Below are 14,688 nucleotides of genomic sequence, written 5' to 3' on the forward strand. Positions count from 1 at the left end.
GGCGCCGCGTCTGTCGACGTGCGCGACAACGACGCCGTGCGCGCCGGCGCACTCGTCGGACGGCTCGCCGCATTGCAGCGCGGCGCGGTGTGCATCGCCACTGAGGACGTCGCGCCCGAGGCGTTCGACGTGATCGTCGATGCGTCGCCGATGGGTATGCGCGCGGACGATCCACTGCCTATCGACGTGTCGCGCGTGCCGGCCACCACGTTCGTCGGCGACGTCGTCACGAAGCCGCCATTGACGCCCTTCATCGAAGCGGCGCGCGCACGCGGCTGCCGCACCGTCACCGGCACACAGATGTTCGCGCGCGTGTGCGACCGCATGGTCGCGTTCCTGACGGAGCCCTCCGCATGAACGCGCGCGCGATCTGCGCGCGCATGAGCCCGCCCGGACACCGCGCGCGCCGCTGACCCGCTTCCGCTGTACGACGGCGGCGCGCCGCGCCGCCGCCCCCGTATCGCCACAACAATCAGGAGACACCCGATGAAACATCGTCGTACCGCCCGCCGCGCGCTCGCGGCCGGCGCCGCACTGCTCGCCGCCTCGCCTGCGTTCGCGCAGTCGAGCATCACGCTCTATGGCGTCGTCGACAACGGCATCGCCTACCAGAGCAGCCAGACGACGCTCGGCTCCACCGCCGGCGGCCATGCGTCGGTCAAGATGGTGACCGGCGTGTGGGCCGGCAGCCGCTTCGGCGTCAAGGGCTCGGAAGATCTCGGCGCCGGCACGAAGGCCGTGTTCGTGCTCGAGTCGGGCCTCAACTCCGCGAATGGTGCGCAGCAGTACACCGACGCGATGTTCGGCCGCCAGGCGTGGGTCGGCTTCACGAACCCCGCGTATGGGTCGCTGACGTTCGGCCGCCAGTACGCGTCCTACTACCAGCTCCTTTCTCCGTACAGTCCGACCAACTGGCTGACCGGCTTCTTCGGCGCGCATCCGGGCGACATCGACGGGCTCGATACGATCTATCACGCGAACAATACGATCGAATACACGTCGCCGAAACTCTACGGCTTCACGTTCGGCGGCTCGTATTCGCTCGGCGGCGTCGCGGGCAGCATGAACGCCGGTTCGACCTGGACCACCGCGATCCAGTACGCGAACGGCCCGCTCGGGATGGCGGTCGGCTTCTCGCGGATCAACAACTCGACACCCGGCGGCGGCGCGTTCGGCGCGAATTCGACGACCTCGAACAACGGCGCGCAGGCGGGCGTGTCCGCGCTCACGAACGGCTATCAGACGGCGCAGGCGCAACAGCGCTTCGCGGTCGGTGCGAGCTACGCGTTCAACAATGCATGGGACGTGTCGGCGACCTATTCGAACGTGCAGTACATCCCGGGCGCCGGCTCGAAGTTCGCGCAGACGGCGATCTTCAATACCGGCGGTATCGTGCTGCACTGGAAGCCGGGCACCGCCTGGGATCTCAGCGCGGGCTACAGCTTCACGCGCGCGACCAAGGCCAACGGCATTACGAGCGCCGCGCAGTATCAGCAGTTCAACCTGTCGCAGTACTACGCGTTGTCGAAGTGCACCGGACTCTATGCGCTCGAGGCGTACCAGCGCGCGAACGGCACCACACTCGGCACGAACGGCAGCGGCCAGATCATCGCCGCGACCGCGACGCTCGGCGACGGCTTCAACGCGGCGCCGTCGTCGACGCGCAGCCAGTTCGCGGCCGGCGTCGGCATCGTGCACCGGTTCTGAACGGCGGCGCCGGCGTCGTTCGACGCTTTGACGCTTCAACGCCCGCGCATGCGGGCGTCTCCGTTTGGTCCCGCGACGGAACGCAGGTGGCCCGCTCAATTGCACACTTTTTAGAACACTATTCCACTTTCATATTAATTGGAATAACATTCCACAATCATCAAGACATCGTCCGCCACGCGTCGAATCGGCATGCGCGGCGGCACGGAACGAAGGAGACGTGGACATGGGTGCGGTCGTCGAACAGCGCTGGGACGAAGAAGTGGATCTGCTGGTATTCGGCGCGGGCGCAGCGGGCATGACTGCCGCGCTGGTCGCGGATCACGAGGGGCTGGCCGTCCTCGTGTGCGAAAAGACCGCTGCCGTGGGCGGCATCACGGCCACGTCGGGCGGCACGACGTGGGTGCCGGGCACGCGCCTGAGCGTCGAGGCGGGCGTACCCGACAGCGTCGAGGATGCGCGGCGCTTTCTGCAGTCGGTAGTCGGCGCGCGCGGCGGCGACGACGCGCGTGAAGCCTTCCTGCAAAGCGGCCCGGCCGCCATCGACGAACTGGCGCGCATCAGCGACGTGAAATTCATCGCCGCCGCCGCGCATCCCGATTACGTGAACGGGCCCGGCGCCGCCTACGGCGGCCGTGCGCTCGTGCCCGCGCCGTTCGACGCACGCGTGCTCGGCCGCGCCTTCGCGCGTGTGCGGCCGCCGCGCAAGGAATTCATGGGGCTGGGCGGGATGATGGTCGCGCGCAACGACCTGAACGCGCTGCTCGCGCCGTTCGCGTCGGCAGCGAACTTCAGGCGCACGCTCGCCGTTGTCGGCCGCTATGCGCTCGACCGATTGCGCTTTGCGCGCGGCACTCAACTCGTGATGGGCAACGCGCTGGCCGCACGGCTTTACTACAGCCTGCTCAAGCGGCGTGTCGACGTGCGCTTCGACACGCCGCTGCTCGAACTCGTGCGCGAGAATGGCCGCGTCGTCGGCGCGATCGTCGCGACGCCGGACGGTGGCCGCAGGCGAATCGGCGCGCGGCGCGGCGTGGTGCTCGCGACCGGCGGCATCACGCGTCATCCAGCGCTGCGCCGGCAGTTGTTCCCGGCCGCCGCGCAGCCGCTGTCGCTGTCGCCGGACACCCATACCGGCGACGGCGTCGATCGCGCGCAACGCGTCGGCGCACGTGTCGAGGACGGCGGCGACAGCCCCGGACTGTGGATGCCGTGCTCGATCCGCCGTGCATCGGCCACCGACTCCGGCGGCGACAGCGTATGGCCGCATATCATCCTCGATCGCGCGAAGCCCGGCCTGATCGCGGTCAACCGTCGCGGCGAACGCTTCGTCAACGAGTCGAACTCGTACCACGACTTCGTGATGGGGATGTTGCACGACGACGGCAACGGGCCGAGCGTGCCGGCCCACCTGATCGTCGACGATGCGTTCATCCATACGTACGGCCTCGGCCTGCTGATGCCCGCGCGTAGCGCGGCCCGCATCGCCGAGTTCGAACGCGCCGGCTACCTGGTGAAAGGCGCGACGCTGGCCGAGCTAGCCGCGAAGCTGCAGGTGGACGCCGCCGGTCTCGCGCGTACCGTCGAGACTTACAACCGTGACGCCGCGGACGGCAAGGACCCCGCGTTCCGGCGCGGCAGCAGCCCGATGAGCCGCTTCAACGGCGACCCGGCGCAACAGCCGAATCCGTGCATCCGGCCGATTGGCGCGGGGCCGTACTACGCAGTGACCGTATGGCCCGCCGATCTCGCGTGCAGCGCGGGCCTGAGCGGCACCGCGAACGGCGAGGTGCTCGATGCCGACGGGCGCGTGATCCCCGGCCTGTTCGCGTGCGGCAACGATCTCGCGTCGATCTTCCGCGGCACCTACCCCGGCCCCGGCACGACGCTCGGGCCGGCCATCGTGTTCGGCTGGCGCATCGCGAAGTTCGCTGCGCATGGAGAGGTGGCGGCGGGCGATCCTGCGGCAAGCGGTTCTACGGCAGGCGACGCATCGTCCGCGGCGCCGCACCGGCCCGTGTGCGCCGACGCACATGACTGACGAACCGGCGCGCACGGCCTGCCATAATGCGATGGCCGCCCCCATCATCGAGGAGGAACCGCAGATGCAACGCATCGTCAACCGCCATTCGCTGAACCTGCCGAAACTGGGCCTCGGCACCTGGCCGATGCTCGGCGACACGTGCACGCGCGCCGTCGCAAGCGCGCTCGAATCGGGCTATCGGCATGTCGACACCGCCGCCGCATACGACAACGAAGCGGCAGTCGGCAATGCGATCGCCGCCTCGGCCGTCCCGCGCGAGCAGATCCACGTGACGAGCAAGGTCTGGTGGGACCAGCTGAGCCCCGGGCGCATGCGGCAATCGTTCGACAACACGTTGCGCGCGCTGCGCACCGACTACGTCGACCTGTTCCTAATCCACTGGCCGGCACCCGACTGGAATCTCGCGGAAACGATCGACACGCTCGTGTCGTTCAGGGAACAGGGCCGCGCCCGTGCGATCGGGGTCGCGAACTTTCCGCTCGCGCTGCTGCACGAGGTCGTCGACGTGATGCAGGCGCCGCTGGCCGCGATGCAGGTCGAATATCACGTGCTGCTCGGCCAGACCCGGCTGCTGCAGTTTGCCGAACAGCACGACATGGCGCTGATCGCGTACAGCCCGCTCGCGCGCAACCGCGTGTCGACGATTCCGGAACTGCAGCGGATCGCCGACAAGCATCGCGTGCTGCCGACGCAGGTCGCGCTCAAATGGCTGCTCGACCAGCCGAATGTGGCCGCGGTGCCAAAGGCGGCCGGGAAGGACAACCAGCTCGCCAATCTCGCGTCGCTCGACGTCGAACTGGACGACCACGATCGTGCAATGATTGCCGGGCTGCCGAAGGATCAGCGGCTCGTGAGCCCGGCGTTCGCGCCGCAGTGGGATCCCGCGGGGTAACGCCGGCGCGCGTGTCGATCGCGGCAACAGCTGCGATGCGCGGACGCCGGCGCATCGCGGCCGCTCAGTGCTGCTGCACCGCCGACCCCGCGGTGCGATCCTGCTCCGCGCCCTCTGCCCGGCGGCCGCCGATCATGTACAGTGCGCCGGCCGCCGCGAGCGCCGGCACCGCGAGCAGGCTGAACACGTCGCCGAAGCGCCAGCCGAGCCCCATCAGCATCGCACCGACGAACGCGCCGACCACACCGCCGATCCGGCCGATACCGAGCATCCACGCGACGCCGGTCGCGCGGCAGCGCGTCGGATAGAGACTGGCCGCATACGCGGACATCGACGTCACCGCACTCGTCACCACGGTGCCGCACAGGAAGATCAGCGTGCCGAGCGATGCGGCGTGCCCGATCGTGCGGCTCACCACGAGCACCAGCGCGCCGGCCACGACATACGCGCAGACGATCGTCCGGTTCGGATTGAAGCGGTCCATCAGCCAGCCGGCGCACAGATTGCCGAGCACGCCGCCGAGCGGAAACAGCGACGTCATCAGCGCGCCGTGCTCGGTGTCGAAGCCCGCATCGCGAAACAGCGTCGGCATCCAGTTGGTGAGCAGGTAATAGATCAGCAGTCCCATGAAATAGGCGGCCCACAGCAGCAGCGTGCGCGTGCGGAACCGGCCCGACAGCACCTGCGCGAGCGCGGATGCACCGCCGCCCGTCTCCGCGCGCGCTTCGGCGGCGACGAACGTACAGCCGTCGAAACGCGCGCGCGGCGCGATCCGCGCGAGGATCCGCGCGATGCGCTCATGCGTGCCCTGTCGCACGGCGAGATACTGCGCGGACTCCGGCAGCAGCATTGCCAGCGCGATGGCGAGCACGATCGGACCGATCCCGCCGGCGCTCAGCACGCTCTGCCAGCCGAAGTGCGGAATCAGCCATGCCGACGTGATGCCGCCGACCGCGAGCCCGCACGAGAACCCGCAGAACATCGCATTGACCGCGACGCCGCGAATCCGCGCCGGTGCATATTCCGACATCAGCGTGACCGCGTTCGGCATCGCCGCGCCGAGGCCCAGGCCGGTCAGGAAGCGAAACGCCGTCAGCATGCCGATCGATTGCGCATGCGCCGACACGAGACTCCACGCGCCGAAGCATGCCACCGACAGCACCAGCACGGTCTTGCGACCGAGCCGGTCGGCACACGGGCCGGCAGCGAGCGCGCCGATGCCGAGCCCGGCCAGCGCCGCGCTCATCACCGGGCCGAGCGCGCTGCGCGCAATGCCCCAGTCCTGGACCAGCGCCGGCGCAATGAAGCCGATCGCGGCGGTGTCATAGCCGTCGGCGGCCACCACCAGAAAGCACAGGATCAGGATCAGCCACTGGCAAGGGGAAAAACGCTCGGCGTCGATGAACGACTGCACGTTGAGCGTACGCTGGGAAGTTGTCATCGTCTGTCTCCTATGATCCGTGCGCAGCGCGTCTGCGTCGCTTGCGCACGGGGGTCTCCGTATTTCGTTATCGGTCGCGCGTCGGCATCGACGGTGACGCTCAGTCCGGTGCTGCCTGTGCAGCGCCGTATGCATGCCAGCCGCCGTCGACGTTCAGCACGGTGCCGGTGATGTAACTCGCCGCATCCGATGCGAGGAACGCGATCGCGCGTGCGATCTCGTCCGGCTCGGCCAGCCGCCCGAGCGGCGTGCGGCGTTCGATCGCCGCGCGGTTCAACTGCCCGTTGCGCGCCAGCGTATCGACCAGTTCGGTCGCCACGTAGCCGGGTGCGACCGCGTTGACGCGCACGCCTGCGCGCGCCCACTCGCATGCCATCGAGCGCGTCAGCGACGCGATCGCGGCCTTCGCGGCGCCGTACGCGTTGCGCATCGGAATCCCGCTCTGGCCGGCAATCGAGCCGAGATTGACGATCGCGCCGGACCGTCGCGCGAGCATCACGCGCGCCGCCTCGCGGCTCGCGAGAAACGTGCCGCGCACATGCACGGCCAGCAGCCGGTCGAAGGCCGTCGCCGATTGCTCGAGCGTCGGCGCGTTCTGCTCGCCGATTCCCGCATTGTTGACCAGCACGTCGATCCGGCCGAAGCGCTCGGCGACGGTGCGCATCAACGCAACCACGTGGTCCTCGCTGGCCACGTCGACGCGCACGCCGACGTGGCCGCCGCCAAGTTCCGCTGCCCGTTGCGCCGCGCGCTCGCCGTCCAGGTCGGCGATCGCGACACGATAGCCGTCGTCGGCGAGCCGCGTTGCGCAGGCCCAGCCGATACCGTCGGCGCCGCCCGTGACGATCGCCACACGCAGGTTGCTCATGTCGTCTCCTGTTTTTGTCGATCGCGCCGTGGTCAGCGCGTCAGATAGGCGAGGCTCGGGAAATCGACGCGGCGGACGATGCGGCTTTCCTGCGCGACGATCAGATGGCCGGATGCCTGCAGATAGGCGGGCCATTCCGGGTCGGCGTCGCGCGCGGTGCGGCGCGCGTCGTAGTCGGCGATGCTGTCGTAGCCCCACAGGTGGACCACCTGGTTCAGCGCGCCGATGTCGCTCATGTAGAAGCCGACCGGCGGGCCGAGATACTTGACCTGGATCGGCATCGCGAGCCGGTCGAAGATCTCGAGGAATTCCGCCATCCCGCGCGGGCGGATCGTGTAGATGCGATGGTCGACGAAGGCTTTCGAGTCAGACATGGTGAACTCCGGAGTCAGGCCGTCGCGCGCGCGGCGGCGGGCAATTCGGCGGCGGCGGGCGTCGGGTCGGCGATGCCGGCGATGTGGCGGGCGGTCAGGTAGCCGAACGTCATGATCGGCCCTAGCGTGATGCCCGCACCGGGATAGTTGCCGCCCATGATGCTGGCGCGGTCGTTGCCGACCGCGTAGAGGCCGGCGATCGGCCGGTCGTCGGCCGCCAGCACCTGTCCGGGCACGTTGGTGCGAATCCCGTCGAATGTGCCGAGATCGCCCATCAGCACCTTCAGCGCGTAGTACGGGCCGTCGCCGAGCGGCGCCACGCACGGGTTCGGACGATGGTCCGGATCGCCGAGATAGCGGTTGAACGACGTCGTGCCGCGGCCGAACGCCGGGTCCTCGCCGCGCGCGGCCGCTTCGTTGTAACGGCGCACGGTGGCCGCGAGATTCGCGGCATCGATGCCGGCCCGCTGCGCGAGTTCGGCGAGCGTGTTGCCCTTGACCAGATAGCCGTTGCGCAGCAGCGGCCCGAGCGGCACCGGCGCGGGCTTCGCAAAGCCGAGCCCGTACTTGCGGATCGTCGCGTGATCGCAGACGAGCCACATCGCCGTCTCGGCGTCGTCGCGACACGCGTCGATCATCGCGGCGCCGACGTCGTGGTAGGAATTCGATTCGTTGGTGAAACGCGTGCCGCGCCGGGTGACGCCGATCACGCCCGGCTTGTAGCGGTCGAGCAGATGCGGAAACACGCCGAAGCGCCCGTCGCCGAGCGGCACGCGCGACACCGGCATCCATGCGGCCGGCTGCGGATAGCGAATCTCGACGCGGCCGCCAGCGCGCTCGGCCAGCTTCGCGCCGTCGCCGGTATTGCCGGCTGGCACCGGCGACACGTGCTCGCCGCCGCGCGCGACATGCGGATACGCGCGGGCAATGCGCTCGACGTCGTGCGAGAAGCCGCCGCATGCGAGCACGACCGCCCGCCGCGCAACGACGTGGGTCGGCACGCCGTCGACATCGACCGTCGCGCCGACGATCCGACCGTCGCGCATCGCGAGCTCGCGCGCAGCGGCGTTCGTGAGGATCGGGATGCCGAGGTCCAACGCCGATTTGGCGAGCCGTGCGGCGAGGGCATTGCCGCTCGTGACCTGCACGCCGCGGCGATACAGCGCGAGATCCTTTAGATGCGACGCGAGCCGCTTCGTCACGTACCACGCCGACTTCAGCGAGCGTGTCGCATTGAAGAAATGCCGGAGATCCGCGTTCGACGAATTGAACATCATGCCGATGAACGTGATGGTCTTCAGCGGCGGGCGCAGGCGCTCGAGATCGCGCCCCAGCCCGCGTGCATCGAACGGCGCGGCAACCACCGAGCGACCGATGTCGACGCCGCCCGGCAGGTTCGGGTGATAGTCGGGATAAAGCGTCGGGACGAATTTCACGTCGGTTTCGCGCTCGAAGAAGTCGAGCATCGCCGGGCCGTGTTCGAGAAAGGCCTCGATCGCGTCGTCGTCGTAGAACGTGCCCGCTTCGCCACGCAGATAGGTACGCGCGGCCTCGCGCGTGTCGCGCACGCCGTTCGCCAACGCATGGCGATTGCCGGGAATCCACAGCACGCCGCCGGAAAATGCCGTCGTGCCGCCGAAGCACGCTTCCTTCTCGAAGACGATGACGTCGAGTCCCGCCTTGCGCGCGGTAATCGCGGTGGACAGGCCGCCTGCTCCCGATCCGATCACAAGCAGGTCGCAGGTGAGCTGGGTGGAGCGCTGCTGATCGCTCATCGTGTTCTCCTCCTTCCGATGGCCGTGCCGCTCGACCGCGCCGCGCATTCGCGGGCGGACTGGTGTCCGGCATGCGCCATGTCGTTGAATTACTTCGCGCCGGCTTCGTAGCCGGGCCGCGGAACCAGGTCCATCAGCATCGCGTCGAGGCCGCCGTCGACGACCAGCTCCGCACCGTTCACATAGGCCGCGCGCGGGCTGGCGAGAAACGCGACGACGTTCGCGATGTCGTCGGGACGACCGATGCGCCGGCTGGCGGTCATCGCGCTGCGGCGCGCCTCGATGTCGCCGTCCGCATAGAACGACTCGGACAGCGGCGTGCGGATCATGCCGGGGCACACGGTATTGCTGCGGATGCCGCGCGGCCCCCATTCGGCCGCGAGCTGGCGCGCCAGCATCGCGACAGCAGCCTTGCTCGCGCTGTACGCGCCGCTGTGCGTCTGCGGATGGCGCGCGGCGATCGACGCGACGTGCACGATCGCGCCCGCGCCGCGCGCGAGCATCGCGCGGCCGAACGCCTGCGAGCACAGCATGTAGCCGGTGAGGTTGACCTGCAGCATCGCGTTCCATGCGTCGAGGTCGATCGTCTCGATGCCGCCGGCACGCAACAGCCCCGCATTGTTGACGAGCACGTTCGCCGCACCGAGATCGCGCTGCACGTGTTCGACTGCCTGCGCGATGCTCGCGCAGTCGCCGATGTCGCATGCGATCGCGACGACGTCGCCGCCGCTGCCGCGCAGCCGCTCGGCCAGCGCGATCGTACGGTCCGCCTCGCGGTCGAGCAGCGCGACGCGTGCGCCGGCCTCCACCAGCGTTTGCGCGATCGACGCGCCGATGCCGCCCGCCGCACCCGTCACGACGCATACCTGCCCGCCGAGCTGAAGCCAGTCCGGCCGGTGATTGCTTGTCTCCGACATATGATTCGTGATCCTTTCTAATGGATAGGGATACATTCCGGTGTATCCGCATGGATGGTTTGGCCACGGCCTCGATACGTGATGCATGGGCCGTGCCGCTGAGAAAAGTATAGAAGCGCGTCACGCGCGAAAACTGGACAAACGCATCAGGCAACAGGACAATTTGTACACAGGAGGCCAGTCGACATGAGGAGAATCCCTAACTACGATCTGTATGGCGAATCGGCCCGCCCGCCTTGGTACGATGCGTTCAACTTCGAGTGGATCCCGGAGCGCAGCCGGCCCAACGACTGGCATATCGCCGCGCATCGGCACGATGCGCTATTGCAGATTTTGTACATTCGCGACGGCAGCGGGCATGTCGTGATCGAGAGCGAAAAGCACCCGTTGTCGCCTCCCTGCCTCGTGCTGCTGCCCGCACAGACGGTGCATGCATTCGAGTTCTCGCCGGACATCGACGGCCTCGTGATCACCGTCGCGCAACGTGCGCCGGACGCACTGCTGAAGGTGGCCGCGCCCGGCGTGCTGCCGGTGCTGCAGCGCGCCGCGGTGATTCCGGTCAAGCGGCCGGACGCGAGCGCCTCGATGCTGATGCCGCTTTTCTCGCTGCTCGAACAGGAATTCCGCGGCGCGTCGCGCGGCCGCGGCGCCGCCGGCATGGCGCTGCTGGTCGCGCTGCTCGTGCATGTCGCACGCCTGAGCGATCTCGCGGCGGCGCCGTCGCATGCGCTCACCGACCGGCGCGGCACGCTGCTGCGGCGCTTCCACGCGCTGATCGCCGCGCACTTTCGCGAGCACCAGCCGGTCGAGTTCTACGCGGAGCGTCTCGGCGTGACCGCTGCGCAGCTCGCGCGCGTCTGTCGCGAGGAACTGGGCATCTCGACAACGGCCGTCATCAACGAGCACCTGATTCGCGAAGCGCAGCGCGACCTCGTCTATTCGAACCTGAGCGTCAAGCAGATCGCACACGAAATGGGCTTCGTCGACAGCGCGTACTTCAGCCGCTATTTCCGCAAGCAGACCGGCCTGACGCCGGGCGAGTTCCGCTCCTCCGCACATCGCGACCTGATGCTGGGCTCGTAGCGAATGACCGATACCGCCCAACGGCAAACGTCATATTCCTGACCAGCTTCTACAAATAGACTCTGCATGCCTAAATGTATGGATTCGCTGGATTCGTGAACACACTGCTTCAATTTGGCTTTGCAGTGGCTTCGTGGCTGCGCACCTGACGCTGCAGGACCGACTGGTGAAGGAGATGCGCTTACGCGGCATCAGTACCGTGGCAGATGCCAATGCTTATGCGCCCTCCTTCATCGCCATGTATAACTCGCGCTTCGCCAAGCGGCCGCGCAGCGACTTCAATGCGCACCGGCCGCTGCGATCCGACGACGATCTGGATCTGCTGCTGACCTGGCGTGAGACACGCCGGGGAATCGGGCGTGGATACATCGGGACGTCGAGGTGTGGGAATACCCGGATGGGCGCATCGAGATCCGAGCAGCCGGTCAGATACTGGCAGCCCAGTCCTATGACCGGATGGCGGAGATCGATCAAGGTGCGATCGTCGACCACAAACGGCTGAGTCACGCGTTGCAAGTGGCGCAGGCGTTTCAGGCGCAGCGCGACGGCCGGCGGATCGGGACCGCACCGTCGCGAACGCATCGACGGCTTCCGGTGCGGGAGGGCGAAGCGCAACCCGGCACAAGGAAACCGCGCCGCTTCACAGCCGCTGACATGGAGATGCTGATTCTGGAGGTCGCCTCAAAGCCAGGAGTTGAGCAGCGGTCTGCGAAGGCCCGCGGATGAACGCAAGCGCCCTGCTGCTTCCGGCTCGGCGCTTCAACGTTAAGAACGGAAAGGCCAATGAAATGTGCGACATCTGTATTTATCCGGCGCTGCGCCATCTGAATCCGTATGACACGAGCGCCCACGGTGCCGGCGTCCGCTATTCACAAACGTTGCGCGAAGGACGAGCGCCGGTTTGTATGCACCCGGCCGCGTCGGCCTTGCTCACGCGCCGAACTTCCGCACTTGCCCGTCGGTAGCTAAACACAGCAATTACTGCGGGGCTCGTGCGTCCGGAGCACAAACACAATTAGCCTCCTGCACTGCCGCGTGGGTACTGGGGGTGACCTCAGACAGATCCTTACCACGAGTCTCCGGCAGCAACAGCGCCGCTATCACAACAAGCAGATAGGACGCACACGCACAAAGACCCATCGCCACTCCAAGATCAAGGTGTGCACTGACCACGCCGACAATGGCTGGCATCACGGCGCCGATCGCGCGCCCGGCGTTGCCGCAGAGCCCTTGTGCTGAAGCGCGGATCCGGGTGGGGAACAGTTCTGCGAGGTAGGCGCCGGTGCCCGCTGCGGTGCCGGACTGCAGCGTACCGAGCACGAACCCAAGCAGCAGCGTGACGGGCAACGTCAGTGGCGCAAGTGTGTAGGTCGCAACCGCAATCGCCTGCAGACAAGCGATCACGACAAAGGTGTGGCGTCGTCCGAAACGGTCTGCCATCCAGCCGTTCAGGAAAGCGCCCGAGAACGAGCCGAGAATGTTGATCGCGAGATAGCCACCAACATTCGTGATCGACAAATGCAACACAAGCTTCAGATACGCTGGCAACCACGTAATCATGACGTAGTTGCCGCCATAAATCCCGAACGTCAGAAGAATCGCCTTAAAAGTCGTTGTGCGGATTGGACGGTCAAAGACGGCCCATACGGGCGGCGTATCGTTGGGGCGTGCGAGCCGGGCGCGCGTGAATGCGGGCGCCTCTTTCATATAGCGCCGGATCCACAGTACTAGCAGGGTCGGGACGAGCCCAATCGCGAAGAGCACACGCCACGCGACCGACTGCCCCAGTGTGCTGAACACGAGTGTCGACAGCAGTACCGCGACGCCGTATCCGACGGCCCAACCGGCCTGCAGCGAACCGACTACGCGCCCGCGCACCGGCGGGCGGATGGTCTCGCTGATCAGCACAGCGCCCACTGCCCATTCGCCGCCGAAGCCGAGCCCCTGTAGACTGCGTGTGATCGTCAACTGCCAGAACGAATCGGTGAATGCAGACAGCAGCGTGAACGCCGAGAACCACAGAATCGTGATCTGCAGCACGCGCACGCGTCCATACCGGTCGGCTAGTATCCCCGCGATCCAGCCGCCCAGCGACGCCATAATCAGCACCGTGGTGCCGAGGAAGCCGGCTTGGCCGCGCGTCATGCCCCACAGCGCGATCAAGGTCGGGATGGCCAGTGCGTACATCTGGGTGTCCATCGCGTCGAGTCCCCAACCGCTGAAGCATGCCCAATACGTGCGCTTCTCAGACTGGCTGAGGTCGGTGTACCACTTGAACATCTTCTGTCTCCGGTGCGTATCTGCAATGCGCCCTCATGGCGCGGACTAATCAGCAACGCCCACGAGCTGTCATGTGCGTCCACGAACCGCCCTGGTCGGTGGCAAGCTGTGTCGCGACTGTTCGTTGGGTTGCTGAGGCGCAGTCGATACATGCTTCAGCCATCTGCTGCCCTGAACAGCCCGGAGTCTGGATAGCGAGTCGTGACGCGCCAAGTAGGGGTTAACCATGGAACGATGGAGCGTTTGGTGCCTGAAGCGCATACCCCGGCAGCGTTTGCGCCCGTTACTCCTGCGTCGTTATCCGGTCGCGGGACCGATTTTCTACTAAGCCCGGCTGCCCACTCATGTGGCCATGCGATAAATAAATTGGATGCCCTTCTCAGGGATTTGCATGACGTTCTCGATGCTCGCGCCCGCCAGGGACCACGTCCGCGCCGGCGTTTCGGCGCAGGCCAAGCAGCCGCGTGCCGGTGCTAACCTGCGCTTTGACGTCCGGCATCGCGCTCACCCGGAAAATCGCTCCACGAGGCGATTCCGCTCAGGGGCACGGCGCTGACGACGGCGCGCGCGCCCTCGTCACGACAGTTCGAGCGCAATCGTCCGCGAGGCTGTACGGTCCGATGGTCATGGGGTGTCCGGCTCGACTCAACATCCGATGCGCACCTACGGTTCGACCGGCGACTACGTCAACTTCCAAGGCGCGGGACAGAAGCCGCTCGGTTAATTAAATCTTATTGAAGAAACCGAGCAGCAGAAAAAGCAAGGCCAACTCGAGCAGCTCGCCGAGGACGCCGGGGAACACGGCATCACTGAAATCGAACTGCTGCGCGTAACTGGCTTCGTACGGGAGAAACGACGACACGCGCCCTGCGACATTTCATACAGGACTCGAGCGCCCGAAATCATGACCTTGCCGCGTTCCGAATAGCCGAAGCGGCTCTGCATCAGTGCGCCGTCCGCGGAAAACCGAAAACAATTGGCACCTGCTTGAAGAAGGGCAGATTGCAATTGAGGACGCCCTGCGGCTTCATGATCAGCAATTGGCGACCGTCCCGTCTCGCCTCGTGGCGTCTGCCCAGACACGGATCATTGAATTTCTCGCGACCGCAGCGCTCTGTCCTTTCGGACGATAGCGGGCCCAGGATTCGACCGTTCCGCTTGTTTTGACTGCCAGCGTCAATGCAATTTGAGCGAATGGAGGACGACAAACCTGCCGACTCAGCATGTCGCTGCATCGGCGGCGTCTGATGAGGAAAAGCGCTCCTTGGACCGGTGGCGCCGCTGCAGCATCCGACGAGATCTACGCC

The 14,688-nt window shown here is 66.8% G+C and carries 11 protein-coding genes and 2 pseudogenes; 6 read left to right on the forward strand and 7 right to left on the reverse strand.

Features of this window, described 5'->3' with window-relative positions:
* The 4 genes and pseudogenes from HMPREF3115_RS20065 to HMPREF3115_RS20080 all read left to right on the forward strand — a co-directional run.
* A pseudogene (locus HMPREF3115_RS20065) lies at positions 1-357 on the forward strand (shikimate dehydrogenase); the annotation flags it as partial.
* 129 nt (positions 358-486) lie between these two features.
* Complete coding sequence (locus HMPREF3115_RS20070) at positions 487-1,707, forward strand: porin (protein WP_070555731.1); 1,221 nt, start codon at positions 487-489, stop codon at positions 1,705-1,707.
* A 226-nt stretch (positions 1,708-1,933) separates the two neighbouring features.
* Positions 1,934-3,748, forward strand: a complete 1,815-nt coding sequence (locus tag HMPREF3115_RS20075) for an FAD-binding protein (protein WP_070555733.1) — start codon at positions 1,934-1,936, stop codon at positions 3,746-3,748.
* Complete coding sequence (locus HMPREF3115_RS20080; RefSeq protein ID WP_233632860.1) at positions 3,741-4,643, forward strand: aldo/keto reductase; 903 nt, start codon at positions 3,741-3,743, stop codon at positions 4,641-4,643. Before HMPREF3115_RS20075 ends, HMPREF3115_RS20080 begins: the two co-directional genes overlap by 8 nt.
* Before the next feature lie 64 nt (positions 4,644-4,707).
* Here the strand turns inward: HMPREF3115_RS20080 and HMPREF3115_RS20085 are convergent, their stop codons facing one another.
* The 5 genes from HMPREF3115_RS20085 to HMPREF3115_RS20105 all read right to left on the reverse strand — a co-directional run bounded on the left by HMPREF3115_RS20085 (position 4,708) and on the right by HMPREF3115_RS20105 (position 10,018).
* The gene (locus HMPREF3115_RS20085; protein WP_070555735.1) at positions 4,708-6,084 is read right to left on the reverse strand and encodes an MFS transporter; all 1,377 of its coding nucleotides are present in this window, start codon (positions 6,082-6,084) and stop codon (positions 4,708-4,710) included.
* Positions 6,085-6,184: 100 nt separating this feature from the next.
* Positions 6,185-6,952, reverse strand: a complete 768-nt coding sequence (locus tag HMPREF3115_RS20090; protein ID WP_070555737.1) for an SDR family NAD(P)-dependent oxidoreductase — start codon at positions 6,950-6,952, stop codon at positions 6,185-6,187.
* Positions 6,953-6,984: 32 nt separating this feature from the next.
* Positions 6,985-7,326 carry an NIPSNAP family protein gene (locus HMPREF3115_RS20095; protein ID WP_006403980.1) on the reverse strand — a complete coding sequence of 114 codons (342 nt, stop codon included), beginning with the start codon at positions 7,324-7,326 and terminating at the stop codon, positions 6,985-6,987.
* Positions 7,327-7,340: 14 nt separating this feature from the next.
* Positions 7,341-9,101, reverse strand: a complete 1,761-nt coding sequence (locus HMPREF3115_RS20100) for an FAD-dependent oxidoreductase (protein WP_070555752.1) — start codon at positions 9,099-9,101, stop codon at positions 7,341-7,343.
* A gap of 89 nt (positions 9,102-9,190) precedes the next feature.
* Entirely contained in the window at positions 9,191-10,018 is an 828-nt protein-coding gene (locus tag HMPREF3115_RS20105; protein ID WP_070555739.1) for an SDR family NAD(P)-dependent oxidoreductase, read from the reverse strand.
* Between the two features lie 186 nt (positions 10,019-10,204).
* On the opposite strand from HMPREF3115_RS20105, the gene HMPREF3115_RS20110 reads away from it, so the two are divergent.
* Positions 10,205-11,101 (forward strand): helix-turn-helix domain-containing protein, encoded by an 897-nt coding sequence (locus HMPREF3115_RS20110; RefSeq protein WP_059936397.1) that lies wholly within the window; start codon positions 10,205-10,207, stop codon positions 11,099-11,101.
* A gap of 139 nt (positions 11,102-11,240) precedes the next feature.
* Positions 11,241-11,827 (forward strand): annotated as a pseudogene (locus HMPREF3115_RS29775) (ISNCY family transposase); the annotation flags it as partial.
* A gap of 252 nt (positions 11,828-12,079) precedes the next feature.
* Here HMPREF3115_RS29775 and HMPREF3115_RS20120 read toward each other — a convergent pair.
* Together HMPREF3115_RS20120 and HMPREF3115_RS31665 are read right to left on the reverse strand one after the other, a co-directional pair.
* The gene (locus HMPREF3115_RS20120; RefSeq protein ID WP_070555741.1) at positions 12,080-13,381 is read right to left on the reverse strand and encodes an MFS transporter; all 1,302 of its coding nucleotides are present in this window, start codon (positions 13,379-13,381) and stop codon (positions 12,080-12,082) included.
* Positions 13,382-14,105: 724 nt separating this feature from the next.
* Positions 14,106-14,243 (reverse strand): hypothetical protein, encoded by a 138-nt coding sequence (locus HMPREF3115_RS31665; protein WP_006403985.1) that lies wholly within the window; start codon positions 14,241-14,243, stop codon positions 14,106-14,108.
* Between the last annotated feature and the right edge of the window lie 445 nt (positions 14,244-14,688).

The sequence above is a fragment of the Burkholderia sp. HMSC10F09 genome, from assembly GCF_001806955.1.
GTDB classification, from domain to species: Bacteria; Pseudomonadota; Gammaproteobacteria; order Burkholderiales; family Burkholderiaceae; genus Burkholderia; species Burkholderia multivorans.